Origin of the sequence: Kocuria sp. HMSC066H03, from assembly GCF_001812045.1 — a bacterium.
Classification (GTDB): Bacteria; Actinomycetota; Actinomycetes; order Actinomycetales; family Micrococcaceae; genus Kocuria; species Kocuria rhizophila.
On the sequence record NZ_KV807506.1, the window covers coordinates 1,088,300 to 1,106,607 of the forward strand.

At 71.0% G+C, this 18,308-nt stretch carries 19 protein-coding genes; 14 read left to right on the forward strand and 5 right to left on the reverse strand.

Going from position 1 to position 18,308, the window contains the following annotated elements:
• Nucleotides 1-41 precede the first annotated feature (41 nt).
• Nucleotides 42-605 (reverse strand): hypothetical protein, encoded by a 564-nt coding sequence (locus HMPREF2833_RS08270; RefSeq protein ID WP_070637383.1) that lies wholly within the window; start codon nt 603-605, stop codon nt 42-44.
• 253 nt (nt 606-858) lie between these two features.
• Here HMPREF2833_RS08270 and HMPREF2833_RS08275 point away from each other — a divergent pair, with 253 nt between their 5' ends.
• Nucleotides 859-1,521 (forward strand): CDP-alcohol phosphatidyltransferase family protein, encoded by a 663-nt coding sequence (locus HMPREF2833_RS08275; RefSeq protein ID WP_070637384.1) that lies wholly within the window; start codon nt 859-861, stop codon nt 1,519-1,521.
• Between the two features lie 6 nt (nt 1,522-1,527).
• Nucleotides 1,528-2,523, forward strand: coding sequence for a phosphatidate cytidylyltransferase (locus tag HMPREF2833_RS08280; RefSeq protein WP_070637385.1), 996 nt, complete (start codon nt 1,528-1,530; stop codon nt 2,521-2,523).
• A 91-nt stretch (nt 2,524-2,614) separates the two neighbouring features.
• Here the strand turns inward: HMPREF2833_RS08280 and HMPREF2833_RS08285 are convergent, their stop codons facing one another.
• A complete protein-coding gene (locus tag HMPREF2833_RS08285) occupies nt 2,615-3,088 on the reverse strand; it encodes an Hsp20/alpha crystallin family protein (RefSeq protein ID WP_070637386.1) in 474 nt (157 codons plus the stop codon).
• Between the two features lie 278 nt (nt 3,089-3,366).
• Between HMPREF2833_RS08285 and HMPREF2833_RS08290 the strand changes: the two genes are divergently transcribed.
• Nucleotides 3,367-3,786, forward strand: coding sequence for a ChaB family protein (locus HMPREF2833_RS08290; protein ID WP_039100718.1), 420 nt, complete (start codon nt 3,367-3,369; stop codon nt 3,784-3,786).
• Between the two features lie 4 nt (nt 3,787-3,790).
• Here the strand turns inward: HMPREF2833_RS08290 and HMPREF2833_RS08295 are convergent, their stop codons facing one another.
• Entirely contained in the window at nt 3,791-4,270 is a 480-nt protein-coding gene (locus HMPREF2833_RS08295; protein ID WP_070637387.1) for a GNAT family N-acetyltransferase, read from the reverse strand.
• 61 nt (nt 4,271-4,331) lie between these two features.
• On the opposite strand from HMPREF2833_RS08295, the gene HMPREF2833_RS08300 reads away from it, so the two are divergent.
• The 4 genes from HMPREF2833_RS08300 to HMPREF2833_RS08315 all read left to right on the forward strand — a co-directional run bounded on the left by HMPREF2833_RS08300 (nt 4,332) and on the right by HMPREF2833_RS08315 (nt 8,717).
• Nucleotides 4,332-5,294 (forward strand): 1-phosphofructokinase family hexose kinase, encoded by a 963-nt coding sequence (locus tag HMPREF2833_RS08300; protein WP_039100720.1) that lies wholly within the window; start codon nt 4,332-4,334, stop codon nt 5,292-5,294.
• 63 nt (nt 5,295-5,357) lie between these two features.
• Nucleotides 5,358-6,242: a 5'/3'-nucleotidase SurE gene (gene surE, locus HMPREF2833_RS08305; protein ID WP_070637389.1), complete on the forward strand. Its 885-nt coding sequence runs from the start codon at nt 5,358-5,360 to the stop codon at nt 6,240-6,242.
• A 210-nt stretch (nt 6,243-6,452) separates the two neighbouring features.
• The gene (locus HMPREF2833_RS08310) at nt 6,453-8,120 is read left to right on the forward strand and encodes an MFS transporter (protein WP_070637620.1); all 1,668 of its coding nucleotides are present in this window, start codon (nt 6,453-6,455) and stop codon (nt 8,118-8,120) included.
• Nucleotides 8,121-8,402: 282 nt separating this feature from the next.
• Entirely contained in the window at nt 8,403-8,717 is a 315-nt protein-coding gene (locus HMPREF2833_RS08315; RefSeq protein WP_101888120.1) for a hypothetical protein, read from the forward strand.
• Here the strand turns inward: HMPREF2833_RS08315 and HMPREF2833_RS08320 are convergent.
• Nucleotides 8,714-9,199 (reverse strand): NUDIX hydrolase, encoded by a 486-nt coding sequence (locus HMPREF2833_RS08320; protein WP_083310969.1) that lies wholly within the window; start codon nt 9,197-9,199, stop codon nt 8,714-8,716. The two genes, HMPREF2833_RS08315 and HMPREF2833_RS08320, sit on opposite strands and share 4 nt — an antisense overlap.
• 23 nt (nt 9,200-9,222) lie before the next feature.
• Here HMPREF2833_RS08320 and HMPREF2833_RS08325 point away from each other — a divergent pair, with 23 nt between their 5' ends.
• The 4 genes from HMPREF2833_RS08325 (at nt 9,223) to HMPREF2833_RS08340 (ending at nt 12,023) form a co-directional block, all read left to right on the forward strand.
• Entirely contained in the window at nt 9,223-10,236 is a 1,014-nt protein-coding gene (locus HMPREF2833_RS08325) for an NAD(P)H-dependent flavin oxidoreductase (RefSeq protein ID WP_070637391.1), read from the forward strand.
• Nucleotides 10,237-10,317: 81 nt separating this feature from the next.
• A complete protein-coding gene (locus HMPREF2833_RS08330; protein WP_070637393.1) occupies nt 10,318-10,686 on the forward strand; it encodes a DMT family transporter in 369 nt (122 codons plus the stop codon).
• The gene (locus HMPREF2833_RS08335) at nt 10,683-11,012 is read left to right on the forward strand and encodes a DMT family transporter (RefSeq protein ID WP_047978839.1); all 330 of its coding nucleotides are present in this window, start codon (nt 10,683-10,685) and stop codon (nt 11,010-11,012) included. Before HMPREF2833_RS08330 ends, HMPREF2833_RS08335 begins: the two co-directional genes overlap by 4 nt.
• Nucleotides 11,013-11,087: 75 nt before the next feature.
• Entirely contained in the window at nt 11,088-12,023 is a 936-nt protein-coding gene (locus HMPREF2833_RS08340; protein ID WP_210387055.1) for a Dyp-type peroxidase, read from the forward strand.
• 116 nt (nt 12,024-12,139) lie between these two features.
• Here HMPREF2833_RS08340 and HMPREF2833_RS08345 read toward each other — a convergent pair whose 3' ends face one another.
• Nucleotides 12,140-14,026 carry an FAD-binding monooxygenase gene (locus HMPREF2833_RS08345; RefSeq protein ID WP_070637394.1) on the reverse strand — a complete coding sequence of 629 codons (1,887 nt, stop codon included), beginning with the start codon at nt 14,024-14,026 and terminating at the stop codon, nt 12,140-12,142.
• A 406-nt stretch (nt 14,027-14,432) separates the two neighbouring features.
• On the opposite strand from HMPREF2833_RS08345, the gene HMPREF2833_RS08350 reads away from it, so the two are divergent.
• The 3 genes from HMPREF2833_RS08350 to hpaE are packed head-to-tail and all read left to right on the forward strand — an operon-like array spanning nt 14,433 to nt 18,273.
• Nucleotides 14,433-15,965 carry a fumarylacetoacetate hydrolase family protein gene (locus tag HMPREF2833_RS08350; RefSeq protein WP_070637396.1) on the forward strand — a complete coding sequence of 511 codons (1,533 nt, stop codon included), beginning with the start codon at nt 14,433-14,435 and terminating at the stop codon, nt 15,963-15,965.
• 44 nt (nt 15,966-16,009) lie between these two features.
• The gene (locus tag HMPREF2833_RS08355; RefSeq protein ID WP_083310970.1) at nt 16,010-16,699 is read left to right on the forward strand and encodes a GntR family transcriptional regulator; all 690 of its coding nucleotides are present in this window, start codon (nt 16,010-16,012) and stop codon (nt 16,697-16,699) included.
• 38 nt (nt 16,700-16,737) lie between these two features.
• Nucleotides 16,738-18,273, forward strand: a complete 1,536-nt coding sequence (gene hpaE / locus HMPREF2833_RS08360) for a 5-carboxymethyl-2-hydroxymuconate semialdehyde dehydrogenase (protein ID WP_070637398.1) — start codon at nt 16,738-16,740, stop codon at nt 18,271-18,273.
• Nucleotides 18,274-18,308: the final 35 nt, after the last annotated feature.

Genomic DNA, 18,308 nt, shown 5'->3' on the forward strand with positions numbered 1-18,308 from the left:
CCCGGGTGCCGACCGTCCTGGTCGTTGCCCGGGGCCCGTTCTCATTCCCGGCCCACCGTGCGGAAGTACCACGCGTAGAACGCGGTCCACCCGGTGCCGAAGATCGCCCACCGCACCCGTTCCGGAGCGTCCGGCCAGAGCCGTCCGTGCAGGGCGGAGACCCCGCCGACCGCGGCCGTGACCACCACGAAGCGCGGGGCCCGTGCGGGCACGGACCACGCGAGGAACCGGTGCAGCGGATCACCGCGCAGCCCGGCGGTGCGGGCGTAGAGCTTGTAGGGGGTGCCCCGCAGAGGCCCCAGGAGCACGGCCGTGAACCCGCGGGCGGCCATGTCCCGTTCCACCCGCGCGACCATCGCGGAGGAGACCGCGGGGATCCGGGCGAGCATCCGCGCCGAGTCGTCACCGGGAACGCGGGCACCCCAGCGGTGCATCACGGCGCCGCCCACCAGGGCACCCGCGGTGGCCGACGCGGCGCACGCGAGTCCGCGGGGCAGGTTCCGGACCGCGACCGCGGAGAGCCACACGTCCGGGACCACGAAGAACGCGGTGGCCTCCGCAAAGCTCCAGGCACCGGCCACGGCGTGGTCACGCAGCGCGCTCACCGGGCTCCACCACCCCGGGGGTGGGCACGGTGCGTCACGGTGGCTCCCAGTGCGGTGCGTTGCTCGTTCCCGCAGGTCAACCGCGCCTGGCCCGGAGGTGATGGCTGCGCGGGCTCGTCAGGGGTTCTGCTGTGCACGGTGGTCTCCCGGTGGACTCGAGGTGGCACGGTTGTGGACATCCAACCACCACGGGGCCGCGGGTGAGCCACAGTTGGCGCAGATCCACAGTCCCCACGGCCCCAGGAGACGCCGCATGGCCACCACCGACCCCCTGCGCAGGCCCATCCCGCAGCGTTCCGCCGGGTGGGCCACCGCCATCGCCGGCGCCCTGCAGCGCGCGGGACTGCGCCCCAACCACATCTCGGTGGCCTCGGTGCTCGTCTCCCTGGTGGGCTGCGGGTGCCTGGTGGTCTCGGTCCACGCGGACGACGCCGCCCGCACCCTCGCGCTCGTCCTCGCCGCGCTCTGCATCCCCCTGCGTCTGCTGTGCAACATGTTCGACGGGATGCTCGCCGTGGAGGGCGGGCTGCGCACACCCACGGGGGAGCTCTACAACGAGGTGCCGGACCGGATCTCGGACCTGGCCCTGCTCGCGGGAGCCGGCTGGGCGGCGTCGTCCGTGGCGGGCGGTGCTGCCCTGGGGTGGCTGGCCGGGGGCCTCGCGGTGCTCACCGCCTACGTGCGGACCCTGGGTGTGAGCGTGGGGTGCGCGCAGCAGTTCGGCGGGGTGCTGCCCAAGCAGCGGCGCATGTGGCTGCTCCTGGCGGGGATCCTGCTGAGCGCCACCGAGCCGTGGTGGGGGTGGCCGCGCGGGAGCGTCCTGTGGGTCACGCTCGTGCTCGTGGCGCTGGGGTGCGCGCTGACCGTGGTCACCCGGCTGCGGGCCGTGGCGCGCGAACTGCGGGAGAGGGGGTAGGCCGCCGTGGAGTTCGGACTGCTGGGCGGACCCACGTGGTGGTTCCTCGCCGGGCTGCTGGGGTTCCTGGTGCTCGCCACCGTGGTGGCGGAGATGATGTACCGGCGCACGGCGTCGGAAGGGCTGCGGGCCACGCTGCTCAACGTGCGGCAGCGGATCTTCGCGTGGTGGATCATGGTGGCGGTGCTCGTGGGCAGCCTGGCACTGGGGGAGACCGCGGTGGTGCTGCTGTTCCTCGCCCTGTCCCTGCTGGCCCTGCGGGAGTTCGCCAACCTGCTGCCGCCCGGGGAACGGGACCGGAGGGTGCTGAGCTGGATCATGGTGGTTCTCGCCCCGCTGCACTTCTGGTTCGTGTGGGAGCACTGGTACGGGATGTTCGCCATCTTCATCCCGGTGTACGCGTTCCTGTTCCTGCCCGTGCTGCTCGCGCTGTCCGGGCGCACGGAGTCGTTCCTGCACCGGGCCGCCCTGAGCCAGTGGGGGCTCATGGTGTGCGTCTACGCCCTGAGCTACCTCCCGGCGGTGCTGCAGCTGCCCGTGGCCATCCACGAGGGCAGGGCCGCGGCGGACGGCTCCGCCGTGGGCTCCGGTGGCGTGGAGGCGGGCGCGCTGCTGCTGTTCCTCGCCGTGGTGGTGCAGGGCTCGGACGTCCTGCAGTACCTGTGGGGCAAGACCGTGGGCCGGCACCGGATCGCGCCCACCGTGAGCCCGAACAAGACGTGGGAGGGCTTCGTGGGCGGGGTGCTCTCCGCCACGGCTCTGGGGGCGGCGCTGTGGTGGCTGACCCCGTTCACCCCGTGGCAGGCCGGGGTGCTGGCCCTGGTGTCCTGCCTGCTGGGTTTCGTGGGCGGGCTCGTGATGAGCAGCCTCAAACGGGACCGCGGCATCAAGGACTTCGGGGCGCTCATCCCGGGCCACGGCGGGATCCTGGACCGGATGGACTCCCTGGTCTTCGCGGCACCGGTGTTCTTCCACCTCACCCGGTTCTTCTTCGCGGGGTGAGTCCCAGGCCCCCGCGCGTGACCGAGGGCCCGCGGGATCTCCCGCGGGCCCTCGTGGCTCACTCAGTGCGTGCCGGCTGACGCCGGGGCGGTCAGCTCTCGGAGCCCTCGCTGGACTCGGCCTGCTGCTCCTGCTGGCCGTTCTCCAGCACCACGTTGTCCTGGTTCTGGCCCGTGGCCACCTGGATCTTGCGCGGCTGGGACTTGGGGGACACGGGGATGGTCACGGTCAGCACGCCGTTGTCGTACGCGGCGGTGATGTTCTCGGTGTCGATGCCCTGGCCCAGGTTCAGCTGGCGCACGAAGGAGTGGTTGCGGCGCTCGCGCACGATCCACTTGGTGTCCTTCTCTGCGGAGGGCAGGCGGCGCTGCGCGCGGATGGTCAGCAGCTGGCCGTCCACGTCCACGTCCACGCTGGTGGGGTCGATGCCCGGGAGGTCCGCGGCGAGGTAGTAGTTGGAGCCCCGGCGGAAGAGGTCCATGGGCATCTGCTCCAGGCCGTTGCGGGTGGAGAGGACCTGGTTGGCGAAGTTCTGGACCTCGGAGAACGGATCGAAGGTTGCCATGACTGCTGTTCCTTTCCTGTGCGACTCGTCCGCGGTGCGCCCCGGAGCCCCCGTGAAACCGGTGGACGAGGAGCCGTCACGTTCCTTGAGTACCCCTGACTCAACTGCTCATAAATTAGCACTCTTCCCGGCAAGGTGCCAAGGGTTGGGGCATCAAAGTTGAGTGGATTCAGCTCAAGGCGCACGGGGGCCACGTCGGGCCCGAAAGGGTGGGGCGGGCGGCGTCGTCGTTCCTAGAATCGAAGCACCAGAGACGTTCCCAGCAGCAGGAGGACACCGTGCCCAAGGCGGGGAAGAACGGTCGCGCACGTCAGGACGAGATTCCGTCCACGCTGCGGCGCTCGGACGAGAAGGCGCAGGACACGTTCGCGCAGGCGTACGACTCTGCGGAGGACGAGTACCACGACGAGTCCCGCGCGGCCCGCACCGCGTGGGCCGCGGTGAAGCACACCCACGAGAAGGTGGGGGACCACTGGGAGCCCAAGGAGGAGAACGGCCCGTCGGACGCCAGCGCGGAGCAGGGCGGGCTCAACTCCGAGGACACCGCCGGGGGAGTGGATGCGAACGCCTCCAAAGAGCACCTCTACGGGATCGCTCAGGAACTGGACGTGCAGGGTCGCTCGGACATGACCAAGGACGAGCTGGTGGAGGCCATCGAGAAGGCGAACGACAAGAGGACGCGGGACGCGCGGGACTGAGGCCCTACAGCACCCGCCCCAGGAACACCGAGGCGGTGGTGTCCCGGTGGAAGGGCTCCACGGGCTCGTAGCCGCGGTTGCGGAACATCGCGATGCCCTCGGTCATCTCCGGGTTCAGGGAGACCACGGCCGTGCTGGCACCGAAGGAGCGCACCTTGTTCTCGAGGGCTCGGACCAGGGTGCGGGCGTGGCCCCTGCCGCGGTGCTCCGGGGTGACCCAGATCCGGCGCAGCTCCACGCGCTCGTCGTCGATCCGCCGGACCGCTCCGCAGGCGATCACGGCTCCTGTGACCAGGTCCGTCATGAGGAAGAAGTCCCCGTGGGGAGGCGTCACGTCCTCCGGGCCGGAGACCTCGGTGAGCTCGGGGTCGAACCCGCCGTCGATCCGGTGGTCCAGTTCGCTGAAGTACGCGCTCAGGGCCTGCAGGGTGTGCTCGCTCGCGGCCTGACCCTCCACGATGCGGACCGGTGCGGTGGAATTCATCCCACCATGGTGGCACCTCCATGTGCTGTTCACCAGGGATGGTGTGATGTAGCTTTCGTTCGTGACCGAGACCCGCTCCGGCGCCGCGCCGCGCCTGTCCATCCTGGTTCCCACGCCGCTGCTGATCACGGAGATCACGGAGCCGGCGGCGAACCGCAACCGCAGCCCCCACGAGTCGGACGTGCACATGCACCCCGGCGGGCAGGGCCTGTGGGTGGCCCGCATGGCCGGTTCCCTGGGCGCGGACGTCTCCGTGAACGGTCCCTTCGGTGGTGAGCTGGGCACCCTGATCCGCTCCATGCTGGACGGGCTCGGGATGCAGGTCAACGCCGTGCGCTACGGGTACGGCAACGGCGGCTACGTGTACGACCTGCGCGGTGAGGACCGGGAGACCGTGGCCCACATGCCCCCGCCCGAGCTCTCCCGCCACGAGCTGGACGACCTCTACGGCACCGCGTTCGTGGACGCCCTGGCCTCGGACGTCCTCACGGTCACGGGCGCGGAACCCGGGGACGTGCTGCCGGCGTCGTTCTTCGGGCGGCTCATCCGGGACACCCGGGACGCGGGGACCACCGTGGTCGCGGACCTGAGCGGCGCTCCTGCGCTGGCCGCCGTGGACGCCCACGTGGACGTGCTCAAGATCAGCCACGAGGAGGTCCGGGACCTGGACCTCGGCTCGGACGACACCCCCGAGTCCCTCGTGGACGCCGGCCGGGCGCTCGTGGAACGGGGTGCGGGCGCCGTCGTGGTCTCGCGCGCCAAGGACCCGGCGCTGCTCGTGGAGAAGGACACCGTGCGGGAGGTCTCGGCGCCGTCCATCACGCCGCTGGACCACCGCGGGGCGGGGGACTCCATGACCGCGGGCATCTCCGTGGGGCTGGCCCGTGGGCTGGACCTGGTGGATGCCGTGGCCCTGGGTGCCTCGGCGGGAGCGCTGAACGTGGCCCGCCGCGGGCTCGGCACCGGCAACCGCACGACCATCGAGAAGTTTGCCCGCCAGATCACGGTGCGCACCCTCTCCTGACGGGCCTGGTCACAGGGGACGCCACCCTGGTCCGGGCCCGGGCCGCGTGCCACCATGGATCCCATGCACATCCTGGTCACCAACGACGACGGCATCTCGTCCCCGGGACTGTCGGTGCTCGCGCAGGCCGCGCTGGACCGCGGGCACAGTGTCAAGGTGGCCGCCCCCGCCGAGGAGTACTCGGGCGCCAGCTCGTCCCTGTCCGGCGAGGAGATCGACGGGCGGATCGCCCTGGTCCCCGCGGAACCGCCCCGGATGCCCGAGGGCGTGGAGTGCGTGGGGGTGAAGGCCGCCCCCGCGCTGATCGCGTTCCTGGCCTCCTACGGGGCCTTCGGCCAGCGCCCGGACATGATTCTCTCCGGCGTGAACCTGGGCGCGAACACGGGCAAGGCCACTCTGCACTCGGGCACCGTGGGCGCGGTGCTCACGGGCGCGTCCCACGGGATCCCGGGGATCGCGGTGTCCATCACCTCCGGTGCACCCCAGCACTGGGACACAGCCCTGCTGGTCACCCGCTACGCACTGGAGCGCTGGGAGCAGCGCCCGTTCGACGAGTGGATCCTCAACGTCAACGTCCCGGACGTGTCCCCGGACCGGTTGCGGGGGCTCAAACCCGCCCGGCTCGCGAGCTTCGGAGCGGTCCAGGCGCAGATCGGGCGCGGGGACGAGAAGCACATCGCGGTGACCTACAGCGCGGAGACCGGCCCGGAGGAGCCCGAGAGCGACCACTACCTCCTCACCCACGGCTGGGCCACCGCCACCCTGCTGCGCGCCCCCGTGGACGACCCCACCCAGGACACCCACGCCGTGCCGCGCCAGGAGCTGGGGATCGCGGGGCCCACGCCGTTCTGGGACGTCGCCCTCCCCGGCCTCACGGACGACGACGCCGCCGCACCCGGTCCCGGCGACGTCACCGTGGACTCCGCCACGGTCATGCGCCGAACCTGACGTCCCGCCTCCGGTGGGAGGCGTGCACACGACGATCACGACGTCCGCCACCGGTCCCTGCACGTTCACACGGTGAGCGGATAGTCTTCCCGCGAGAACACTCGCCCATCCCAGCCGGCCGCCAGCCGGGGCCAGGGTGGGAACGGACCCCCTGCCCCGGTGGAGCACGGGCGGTCGCGGACCGAGAACCAGCACGAAGCGGAGGCCCCCATGGCGTCGACACCAGCGGCGGACACGCACCCCAGCGGCGTCGAGACCGTGGACGCCCCGAGCCGTAAGGACTGGATCGCGCTCGCGGCGCTGGCGGCCGGGCTCGGGATGATCGTGCTGGACGGCACGATCGTGGGTGTCGCCCTGCCCGCGATCATCCAGGACCTGCACCTGAACCTCACGGACGCGCAGTGGGTCAACAGTCTCTACGCGGTGCTGCTCGCGGCGCTGCTGCTGTCCACGGGCAAGCTCGCGGACCGCTGGGGGCGCAAGACCATGTTCATGGTGGGGCTCGTGGTCTTCGCCGGGGGCAGTCTGCTGGCGGCGCTGTCCGGCACGGCGGGGGCGCTCATCGCGTCCCGCGCGGTGCAGGCGCTCGGGGCGGCGTTCATCATGCCGTCCACGCTGTCCACCGTGAACGCGCTGTTCCGCGGTAAGTACCGCGGCCCGGCCTTCGGGGTGTGGGGCGCGGTGATGTCCGGCGCCGCGGCGATCGGCCCGCTGGTGGGCGGCGCGCTGACCCACTGGGCGTCCTGGCACTGGATCTTCCTGGTGAACCTGCCGCTCGCCGCGGTCATCGCGGTGGTGGGGTGGACGAGCATCACCAACACCCGCAGCGACGTGCGGGCGCGCGGCGCGGACGTGGACGGGGCCATGCTCAGCGCCATCGCGTTCGGCGCGCTGGTGTTCGCGATCATCGAGGGCCCGGCCATCGGCTGGCTCACCCCCACGGCCGACTTCTCGATCTTCGGGTGGGTGTGGCCCGCCACGGCGCCGGTGTCCATCGTGGCGATCGCCCTGGTGGTGGGCTTCGTGGCCCTCGGCCTGTTCATCGTGTGGGAACGTCACCGCGCGAAGGTGCGCCGCTCGGCGCTGCTGGACCTGAACCTGTTCCAGGTGCGCACGTTCTCCTGGGGCAACCTGGCGGCCGCCATGGTGGCCGTGGGCGAGTTCGCGATCATCTTCGTGCTGCCGCTGTACCTGACCAACGTGCTGGGCCTGGACATCATGCAGTCCGGCCTGGTGCTCGCGGCCATGGCCATCGGCGCGTTCATCTCGGGCGCGTCCGCCCGGCACCTGGCCGCGAAGTTCGGAGCTCCCGGGACGGTACTGATCGGCCTGGGACTGGAGGTCCTGGGCGTCGCCGTGCTCGCGCTGGTCATGGGGCCCAGCACCTCTGCGTGGCTCATCGCCCTGCCGCTCGTCGTCTACGGCGTGGGGCTCGGCCTGGCCTCCGCGCAGCTGACGGGGGCGGTCCTGCGGGACGTGCCCGTGGCGTCGTCGGGCCAGGCGTCCGCCACGCAGAGCACCGTCCGCCAGATCGGCTCGGCGCTGGGCACGGCGTTCGCGGGCGCGGCGCTGTCCGTGTCCATGAGCCTCACCCTGCCCGCCGCACTGGACGCCACCGGGCTCGACGCCGCCCAGGCGGGCCAGCTCGCGGACGCCACCCGCCAGTCTGCGGGCGGCATGATCCCGCAGCTGCAGGGCCAGGCCGCGCAGCAGCCCCTGGGCCCGGAGACGCAGCACGTGATCGACGCCCTCTCCACCGGTTTCACCCACGCCACCCAGTGGGCGCTCGTGATCGCCACCGGGTTCATCCTGCTCGGCTTCCTGGGAGCGCTGCAGGTCCGCCGGGCGGCGCGGAAGGACGAGACGCCCGCGGCCTGACCGCCTCCCACGGGGGCGCTTCCGAAGCCTCTCGCGCCGCCGTGGGGTCCTCGTGGGCGCCGACGACGCCGCACGGCCGGCCCTGCGCGTCGTCTCACCCCGGTCGCGCGGCGGGGGAGAGTGGCCGGATGGTCATTGTCCGGGCCTGCGCTGTCTGAGACGGTGGAAGACCGGGAGATTCCCGGTGGAACGACCGGAGCGGGTGAAGCAGTGATGTCCACGAGCGAACCGAAGGCCTTCGAGGCACAAGGCCTCGGGCGGGTATCCGCGAGAGGGGCCTCAGTGGACGCCTCCAAAAAGGCCCAGTCCCGGCGGCAGGAGATCCTGAAGGCGGATCCGTACTTTCCCCACACAGTGTGGCGGGCCGTTGTGACGTGGCTGCTCTACTTCTTTGTCTTCCTGGGATTCGCGGCACTTCTCACCCTGATCGTTCCGGACCGCGAGTTCGGGTGGTACTACGCGGCGTACACCGCCGTGTTTGCCACGATCAGCACCGTCATTCAGTTCTTGAGCCGCAAGGCTCGCGTGCGGATGTTGGAGAACACGGACCAGATCTCGCGTCCGCACGAGACCCGGGGCAATCCGCAGATCGGCTAGGACCCCATCCCCCGCACCGCCGGCAGCGCATACCAGCGCGCCAGCGGGGCGAGATCCTCGACGTCCTCCACGCCGTCCAGGGATTGCCACCGCAGCTCCTCGATCTCCGCGGCCGGCACCGGAGTCCGCGTCAGTGGATCCGTGCTCATGAACACGTGGCTGTGCAGCCCGTGCGCGGGTTCGTTGGCGGCGTCGCTGTGCCACTCCCCCACCGGCGCAAGGTCCGCCGGGGACAGTTCGATCCCCAGCTCCTCGCGCACCTCGCGGATCCCGGTCTCCTCGGGGCTCTCGCCCGCCTCCGGTTTCCCGCCGGGGAACATGAACATGCTGGTCCCGCGCTTGCGCACGGTCAGCACGCAGCCGTCCGAAGCGCGGCGCAGGACCACGCCGGTGACCTTGATGACGGGGCGGGCGGCGTCGTCGTTGCCGGAGGGCGGAGAGGACGGAACGGGGGCCTGGCGGGGATCATGGGATGCGGACACGCCTGCCAGTGTAAGGAGACGCCATGACCAACCCCCTGACCACCCTGCCCGTGTCCGTTGTGCAGGCGCCCATGGCGGGCGGGCCGTCCACGCCAGCGCTCGCGGTGGCCGTCGCGCGCGCCGGCGGGCTGGGCATGCTCGCCGCCGGGTACAAGAGCACTGAGGCGGTGGCGGAGGAGGTCCGCGAGGTCGCGGCGCACACGGACCGCTTCGGCGTGAACCTGTTCGTCCCCGAGCGGGACCCGTCGGACCCCGCAGCGCTCGCCGCCTACGCCCGCGCCCTGGCGCCGGTGGCCGCCGAGCTGGGCGTGCCCGCCCCGGAACCGGGCGAGTACGTGGATGACGAGTACTCCGCGAAACTCGACCACCTCACGGCCCACCCCGTCCCGCTCGTCTCGTTCACGTTCGGCCTGCCCACCGCGGACGACGTCGCCCGGCTGCGGAACGCGGGCAGCGCCGTCGTGCTCAACGCGACGTCCGCGGACGAGGTGGCGGCCGCGGCCCGGCTGCGTCCGGACGCGATCGTGGTGCAGGGCGTCGAGGCGGGCGGGCACCGCGCAACCCACGGGCAGGCCGGGCAGCCGGAGGACATCACCACGGCCGCTCTCCTCGACGCCGCGCGGGAGCTGACCGACCTGCCCCTCGTCGCCGCGGGCGGGATCACCGGCCGGGACGACGCCGCCGCCCTCCTCGCGCGGGGTGCCGCGGCCGTGCAGGTGGGCACCCTGTTCCTCACCGCGGTGGAGGCCGGCACCAAGCCTGCTCACCGGGCGGCCCTGCTGGACGGCGCGCACAAGGAGACCGTGGTGACCCGCGCGTTCTCCGGCCGGGCGGCCCGAGCGCTGCGCAACCGCTTCACCGAACGCATGGCGGCGCACCAGGTGGCCGGCTACCCCCAGGTGCACCACATGACGGCACCGCTGCGGGCGGCGTCGTCCGCGGACTCCGAGGGGTTGAACCTGTGGGCGGGCACGGGCTTCGCGGCCTGCCGCGACACCACCGCGGCGGATGTGGTGGAGTTGTTCCGCGGGCTCTGAGCGCTCCGCCACCACTTCTTGCTGCTTGCACGACTTCCCGGCACACCGCACCGCACCACGTCCAGAGGAGATCCCCGCCCCATGCAGAAATGGCTGTTCCTGACCGCCGCGATCGCGTCCGAGGTGACGGGTTCGCTGGCGCTGAAAGCCGCCGTGGAGAACCCCGCGTTCTACGCCCTGGTGGCGGCCGGATACCTCGGCTCCTTCCTCGGACTGTTCGCGTCCTTGCGGCACGGCATGACCCTGGGCGTGGGGTACGGGATCTGGGGCGCCACGGGGGTGGCCGCCACAGCGGTGCTGTCCTCGATCGTCTACGGGGAGACCATCACGCCGCTCATGGGTGCCGGGCTCGTCCTGGTCATGGTGGGTGTGCTCCTCGTGGAGCTCGGCTCCCAGGTGGCGCAGCGCCGCTCCCAGCCGGAGGCGACGGGTCCGGAGGTGGCCCGGTGACCGTGCTCAGCTACGTTCTGCTCGGCGTCGCGATCCTCTGTGAGGTGGGCGGCACCGTGTCCCTGCGCATGGTGAGCGTGGGCAGCCGGCTCTGGTGGCTCGGCGTGGCCGCGGGCTACGCCGTGGCGTTCTCGCTGCTGGGAGTCGTGCTCGTGGAGGGCATGCCGCTCGGGGTGGCGTACGGGATCTGGGCCGCCGCCGGCGTGGCGCTCACCGCGCTCATCAGCCGTGTGTTCTTCAAGGAGCCCCTCACCTGGATCATGGGTGCCGGTCTTGCTCTGATCGTGGGAGGTGTCCTGCTCATCGAGACGGGTGCTGCGCACTGACTCCGCGGGCCCAACCCCCGGCATAGTGTGGAGGTGACCCGTCCCCACGGCGCACCCGCTCACCCAGGAGGCACCATGCCCACCCAGAAGATCGTGGCCCCACCGGCCAAAGCCGCCATGTTCCTGGTCCTCACCGTCAACGACGGCGCCGAGGCAGAGGTGGCGGACGTGCTCACGGAGGTTTCGGACCTCACCAAGGCCGTCTCTTTCCGGGTGCCCGCCAGCGACCTGCTGTGCGTGGTGGGCGTGGGCCACGACGCCTGGAGCAGACTCTTCGACGCGCCGCTGCCCAAAGACCTCCATCCGTTCAAGGAGTTCCACGGGGACGTCCACTCAGCACAGGCCACCCCGGGAGACATCCTGATCCACCTGCGGGCGGGCACGCAGGACGTGTGCTTCGAGCTGGCCAAGCACCTCATGAAGCGCCTGGGCCCACACGTGCACGTGGAGGACGAGGTGCACGGCTTCAAGTTCTTCGAGGAGCGGGACCTGCTGGGCTTCGTGGACGGCACCGCCAACCCGGAGGGGGAGGACGCCTGCACCGCCGCCCTGGTGGGGGATGAGGATCCCGACTACCGCAGCGGCAGCTACGTGCTGGTGCAGAAGTACCTGCACGACATGCAGGCGTGGGAAGCCCTCTCGGTGGAGGAGCAGCAGCGCGTGATCGGGCGCTCCAAGCTCGACGACATCGAGATGTCCGACGAGCAGAAGCCCGCCAACTCGCACGTGGCCCTCAACGACCTCGACCCCGTGGACGGCCGCAAGCGCGAGATCCTGCGCGACAACATGCCCTTCGGCCAGGTGGGCTCCGCGGAGTTCGGCACGTACTTCATCGGCTACGCCGCAGACCCCGCGATCACCGAGACCATGCTCGAGAACATGGTCATCGGCAACCCGCCGGGCACCTACGACCGCATCCTGGACTTCTCCACGGCCATGACGGGCGGGCTGTTCTTCGCCCCGCCCCAGTCCTTCCTGGACGACCCCTCCTCCGTCCCCGCCGAGGGCTGAGGCCGAGCGGCTGGCCGCGCTACGGTTGACGACGACGCCGCGCGGCTCCCCGACCACGAGAGGACCCGCCGTGCCTCCCCCAAGGGGACACGGCGGGTCCGGTCTGGTGGCTCGGGTCAGTCCCTGCGCAGGAACCCGGCGAAGAACTCCGCGAGCTCGGCGGTGGCGTCCAGCGGCAGGACCGCGGCCACGTAGTGGTCCGGGCGGACCACCACCACGGCGCCGTCACGGCTGATGGTGCGCTGCTCGAAGATGTCGTTGCCGGGGATCGCGCCGTACACGCGCTCCCAGTAGTTCAGCTCGAACGGGCCCACCTTCGGCTTGAAGGCGCGGGGGACGGCGTTGATGTCCACCTGGTCGTAGGGTTGCTGGTAGGTGACGTCCACGTCGAAGATGGTGGCCTCGCCGTCGCCCTCGCGGCGGAACGCCACGAGCGGGGAGGTGGGGTCGTTGTGCAGCCACTCCGCGAACGCGGTGGTGGGGGAGTCCGCCCCGGCCACGGCGGCGTCGGCGTAGACGTGGATCCGCCAGCGCCCGTCCGCGGTGGCCTCGTGGCCCTGGTGCACCACCACGGCGTCGCACACGCGCTGGACCTCGGCGGACTTGAAGCGCTTGCCCACCGGGAAGCCCTTGGCGAGGTCCTGGTGCTCGGTGCCGGCCACGATCAGCGAGGGCTGGTACTCGGTCATGAACCCGGCCGGGAACTCGGCCGTCTTCACGTAGAACTCCTCCAGGTACTTGGGGTCCGGGAGCTTGTCCTGCGGGGTGGCCATGAGCGTGGACCACTCGCGGTCGAAGTCGATCAGGTTCTTGGCGATCACCTGCCGCTCCTCGGAATAGGTGTCCAGGAGGGAGGCGTCCGCGCGGCCGGAGAGCACCGCGCCGAGCTTCCAGCCCAGGTTCCAGCCGTCCTGCATGGACACGTTCATGCCCTGCCCGGCCTTCGCGGAGTGGGTGTGGCACGCGTCCCCGGCGATGAACACGCGGGGGCAGCGGGTGCCACGGTCCTCTGTGTCGACGTCGTCGAAGTGGTCCGTGAGGCGGTGGCCCACCTCGTACACGGAGGACCACGCCACGGACTTCACGTCCACGGTGTAGGGGTGGATGATCTGGTTCGCCCGGCGGATGACCTCCTCCACCGGGGTCTTGCGGATCTCGTGGTTGTCGTCCTCGGGCACCTCGCCCAGGTCCACGTACATGCGGAACAGCAGACCGCCCTCGCGGGGGATCAGCAGGATGGAGCCGTTCACGGAGTTGATCGCGCACTTGGTGCGGATGTCCGGGAAGTCGGTGTTGGCCAGCACGTCCATCACGCCCCACGCGTGGTTGGCGCCCTGGCCCTCGAGCTTGCGGCCGATGGCCTTGCGCACGCGGGAGGCGGCGCCGTCGCAGCCGAACACGTACTTGGCGCGCACGGTGCGCTCCTCGCCCTCGCGGGGGCCGGCGGCGTAGCGCACGGTCACGGCCACGGGATGCTCGTGGTCCTGGTCGATCTCCAGGCCCACGAACTCGATGCCGTAGTCCGGCTCGATCTTCCCGGGGCCCCGCTTGGCCGAGCGCAGGAAGTAGTCCATCACGCGCGCCTGGTTCACGATCATGTGCGGAAACTCGGAGACGCCGTGGGGGTCGTCCTCGGGGCGGCCCGTGCGCACGATGTTCTGCGGGTTGGTGGGGTCCGGGTTCCAGAAGCACATCTCGCGGAGCATGAACGCCTCCTGGATGATCTCCTGGGCGAAGCCGAAGGACTGGAAGGTCTCCACGCTGCGGGCCTGGATGCCGTCCGCCTGGCCGATCTCCAGGCGGCCCGGGCGGCGCTCGATCAGCCGGGTGCTCACCTCCGGGTACTGGGACAGCTGGGCCGCGGCGATCACACCGGCCGGGCCGGAGCCCACGATGAGCACGTCCATGGTGTCCGGGAGGTCCTCGGGGCGGTCGATCCCGTGACCGCGCGCCTCCTCGATCCGGGGATCCTCGGAGACGTATCCGTTCTGGTGAAAGAGCATGCCTTCTCCTGCGTTCTGCGATGGGGTGGACCGGGGGCCCTGTCCGGGGCGAGCGACGGTGCCCGCGCCACGGGGAGCCGGTGGAGACCTGAGGTGTAATCCAGATCATATACGATGTGTGGCCCGCGTAACAGGGGTCACGCGCCCGCGGTTCGACGCCGCACGGCCCGCAATCGGCGGACGGGCAGTTCCAGACCGGGTTCCGCGCCGTCTCGGCCCGCCTCGCCCGGCGCCACCGGAGCGCGCGGTGCGGGCGGGTTGGCCCGTTCTGCGCCGAGAACAGCCGCGCACGGGACTTTCCGGGCTCCCCCCGAGCACAATGGTGTGAGCGGGGCCACTTGCCCACCCCACCCGGATAATATACGATTTCGAATAACATTCTGATGATCCCGAGGAGGCCCTCGCCGTGACCGAGAACGTGCACAACGCTCAGAACCCGTCCGTCGGAACCGGTGAGGTGCGGCCCGTCCCGGTGCGTCCCGGCAAGATCATCGCCGTGCACGTGGCCTACGAGTCCCGCGCCGCCCAGCGCGGCCGCAAGCCGGCGGTGCCCTCCTACTTCATCAAGCCCGCGAGCTCCCTGGCCGGTTCCGGTGCCGCCGTGGAGCGCCCCGCCGGCACTGAGCTGCTCGCGTTCGAGGGCGAGATCGCCCTGGTGATCGGCACGCCCGCCCGGAACGTGTCCCTCGAGGACGCCTGGGACCACGTGGCCGCTGTGACCGCCTCCAACGACTGGGGTCTCTACGACCTGCGCGCCGCGGACAAGGGCTCCAACCTGCGCAACAAGGGCCGGGACGGCTACACCTCCCTGGGCCCCTCCCTGATCGACGCCCGCGAGGTCTCCCCGGAGCAGCTGCGCGTGCGCACGTGGCTCAACGGCGAACTGGTCCAGGAGGACACCACCGCCCCGGAGAACATGATCTTCCCGCTCGCCCAGTTCGTGGCGGACCTCTCCCAGCACGTGACCCTGGAGGAGGGGGACGTGATCCTCACCGGCACCCCCGCCGGGTCCTCGGTGGCGCAGCCCGGGGACGTCGTGGAGGTGGAGGTGGACGCGCCGAACGCGGCCGGAGCGCCGTCGTCCGGCCGTCTGCTCAGCCGCGTGACCGAGGGCAACGAGCGCTTCGACGAGGGCCTGGGCGCGATGCCCGCCGTGAACGACACCCAGCGCGAGGAGGCGTGGGGCTCGCGCGAGGCCGCCGGTCTTCCGGAGCAGGGGTCGGAGCATGCTCTCAGCCCCGCCCTGCGCGCGAAGCTCGACAAGGCCCCCACCGCGGGGCTCTCCGCCCAGCTGCGCAAGCGCGGGCTGAACAACGTGGTGGTCGCGGACGTCTTCCCGCAGACCCCCGGCACCAAGCTGGTGGGCACCGCCAAGACCCTGCGCTTCGTGCCCAACCGCGAGGACCTCTTCAAGAGCCACGGCGGCGGCTACAACGCCCAGAAGCGCGCGTTCGACGCCGTGGGCGAGGGCGAGGTGATCGTGATCGAGGCGCGCGGGGAGACCGGTTCCGCCACTCTCGGGGACGTCCTCGCGCTGCGGGCCCGCCACAACGGCGCGGCCGGTGTGGTCACCGATGGCGGCGTCCGCGACTACGCGGCGGTGCAGGAGATCGGGCTGCCCGTGTTCTGCAAGGGCCCCAACCCGGCCGTGCTGGGCCGGCGGCACGTGCCGTGGGAGTCGGACGTGGCCGTGGCCTGCGGCAACGTCACGGTGCTCCCGGGTGACGTGGTCGTGGGGGACGACGACGGCGTCGTCGTGATCCCGCGCGAGCTCGCCGAGGAGGTGGCCCAGGACGCCCTGGCCAAGGAGCACGAGGACGCCTGGGTGGCCGAGCGCGTGGCCGAGGGCCACCCGGTGGACGGGCTGTTCCCGCCCACGGGGGAGTGGAAGCAGAAGTTCCAGCAGTGGCTCGCCGAGAACCCGCTGCCCTCCGAGTGACCCGCGCCTGACCTCCGAGACCCCCGAACCGAACCGAGGACCGCATGCCCCTGACCGCGAACGCCGCACCCTCCAAGGCGCAGCACGCGTACGACTGGATCAAGGCCCAGATCATGTCCCAGGCGTTCTCCCCGGGCTACCGCCTGGTGCTCGCGAGCATTGCCGAGACGCTGGGCATGTCCGTGGTGCCGGTGCGGGAGGCCATCCGGCGGCTCGAGGCCGAGGGCCTGGTGACGTTCGAGCGCAACGTGGGGGCGCGGGTGTCCATGGTCAACGGCGAGCAGTACACCTACAGCATGGAGACCCTCGCGGTGCTGGAGGGCGCGGCCACCGCACTGTCCGCCGCGCACATCACCGCCGAGGACCTCGCCCACGCACGGGAGCTCAACGCCTCCATGGAGGCCTCGCTGAAGAACTTCGACCCGCAGACGTTCACGGAGACCAACCACGAGTTCCACCGCGTGCTCGCGTGCCGGTGCCCCAACGAACGCCTCAACGACCTGGTCACGGTGGAGTGGGAACGCCTCAACCACCTGCGGACCTCCACGTTCTCGTTCGTCCCGGAGCGCGCCCGCGCCTCGGTGAACGAGCACCACCACATCCTCCACCTCATCGAGACCCACGCCCCGGCGGACGCCGTGGAGCGTGCCGTCCGCCAGCACCGCGCCGCGACCCTCGCCAGCTACCTCAGCAGCCGCGAGGACCGTGGTGCGGCGCAGCGGCGCACCACGTGAGACAACCCACCGAATCCACTGATACGAGGAGTCATCCCATGGCCGCTCTGCAGGACACCAAGCCCGAGAACCTTCCCGATTCCATCCGCCACTACATCAACGGCGAGTGGGTGGACTCGATTGACGGGGACACGTTCGACGTGCTCAACCCCGTGACCAACGAGCCCTACATCACGGCCGCCTCCGGCAAGAAGGCGGACATCGAGGCCGCCGTGGCCGCCGCCAAGAAGGCGTTCGAGGAGGGCCCCTGGCCCAAGATGCTCCCGCGTGAGCGTTCCCGGATCCTGCACAAGATCGCGGACATCGTGGAGTCCCGCGGTGACCAGCTGGCCGCCATGGAGTCCTACGACTCCGGGCTGCCCATCACCCAGGCCCTGGGCCAGGCGCGCCGCGCGGCGGAGAACTTCCGCTTCTTCGCGGACCTGATCGTCGCCCAGATCGACGACGCCTACAAGGTCCCCGGGCGCCAGGTGAACTACGTGAACCGCAAGCCCATCGGCGTGGCCGGTCTGATCACCCCGTGGAACACCCCGTTCATGCTCGAGTCCTGGAAGCTGGGCCCCGCCCTGGCCACCGGCAACTGCGTGGTGCTCAAGCCCGCGGAGTTCACCCCGCTCTCCGCGTCCCTGTGGCCGGGGATCTTCGAGGAGGCCGGGGTGCCCGCCGGTGTGTTCAACCTGGTCAACGGCTTCGGCGAGGAGGGCTACGCCGGTGACTCCCTGGTCAAGCACCCGGACGTGCCCCTGATCTCCTTCACGGGCGAGTCCCGCACGGGCCAGATCATCTTCGGCAACGCCGCCCCGTACCTCAAGGGCCTGTCCATGGAGCTGGGCGGCAAGTCCCCGGCCGTGGTCTTCGAGGACGCGGACCTGGAGGCCGCGATCAACGCCACGATCTTCGGGGTGTTCTCCCTCAACGGCGAGCGCTGCACCGCGGGCTCGCGCATCCTGGTGCAGCGCGGGATCTACGACGAGTTCGTGGAGCGCTACGCCGCGCAGGCCAAGCGCGTGAAGGTGGGCCTGCCCTCGGACCCGTCCACCGAGGTGGGCGCCCTGGTGCACCCGGAGCACTACGAGAAGGTCATGTCCTACGTGGAGATCGGCAAGCAGGAGGCCCGCCTGGTGGCCGGTGGCGGCCGCCCCGAGGGCTTCGAGACCGGCAACTACGTGGCGCCCACGGTGTTCGTGGACGTCAAGCCGGACGCCCGGATCTTCCAGGAGGAGATCTTCGGTCCGGTGGTGGCCATCACCCCGTTCGACACGGACGAAGAGGCGCTGGAGCTCGCCAACAACACCAAGTACGGCCTGGCCGCCTACATCTGGACCAGCGACCTCAAGCGTGCCCACAACTTCGCGCAGAACGTGGAGGCGGGGATGGTGTGGTTGAACTCCAACAACGTGCGCGACCTGCGCACCCCGTTCGGCGGCGTGAAGGCCTCCGGGCTGGGCCACGAGGGCGGCTACCGCTCGATCGACTTCTACACGGACCAGCAGGCCGTGCACATCAACCTGGGCGAGGTGCACAACCCGGTGTTCGGCAAGCAGGAGGACGCCGCCGCCAAGACGGACGGCTGAGCCCCGCCCACCCAGCACCCCCACGCCAGTCCCAC

Excerpts from the sequence above, each read along its gene's own strand:
- HMPREF2833_RS08275 (WP_070637384.1), top strand. The coding sequence starts at position 859 with ATGGCCACCACCGACCCCCTGCGCAGGCCCATCCCGCAGCGTTCCGCC.
- HMPREF2833_RS08285 (WP_070637386.1), bottom strand. The coding sequence starts at position 3,088 with ATGGCAACCTTCGATCCGTTCTCCGAGGTCCAGAACTTCGCCAACCAG.
- HMPREF2833_RS08295 (WP_070637387.1), bottom strand. The coding sequence starts at position 4,270 with ATGAATTCCACCGCACCGGTCCGCATCGTGGAGGGTCAGGCCGCGAGC.
- surE (WP_070637389.1), top strand. The coding sequence starts at position 5,358 with ATGCACATCCTGGTCACCAACGACGACGGCATCTCGTCCCCGGGACTG.
- HMPREF2833_RS08310 (WP_070637620.1), top strand. The coding sequence starts at position 6,453 with ATGGCGTCGACACCAGCGGCGGACACGCACCCCAGCGGCGTCGAGACC.
- HMPREF2833_RS08325 (WP_070637391.1), top strand. The coding sequence starts at position 9,223 with ATGACCAACCCCCTGACCACCCTGCCCGTGTCCGTTGTGCAGGCGCCC.
- HMPREF2833_RS08330 (WP_070637393.1), top strand. The coding sequence starts at position 10,318 with ATGCAGAAATGGCTGTTCCTGACCGCCGCGATCGCGTCCGAGGTGACG.
- HMPREF2833_RS08340 (WP_210387055.1), top strand. The coding sequence starts at position 11,088 with ATGCCCACCCAGAAGATCGTGGCCCCACCGGCCAAAGCCGCCATGTTC.
- HMPREF2833_RS08345 (WP_070637394.1), bottom strand. The coding sequence starts at position 14,026 with ATGCTCTTTCACCAGAACGGATACGTCTCCGAGGATCCCCGGATCGAG.
- HMPREF2833_RS08355 (WP_083310970.1), top strand. The coding sequence starts at position 16,010 with ATGCCCCTGACCGCGAACGCCGCACCCTCCAAGGCGCAGCACGCGTAC.
- hpaE (WP_070637398.1), top strand. The coding sequence starts at position 16,738 with ATGGCCGCTCTGCAGGACACCAAGCCCGAGAACCTTCCCGATTCCATC.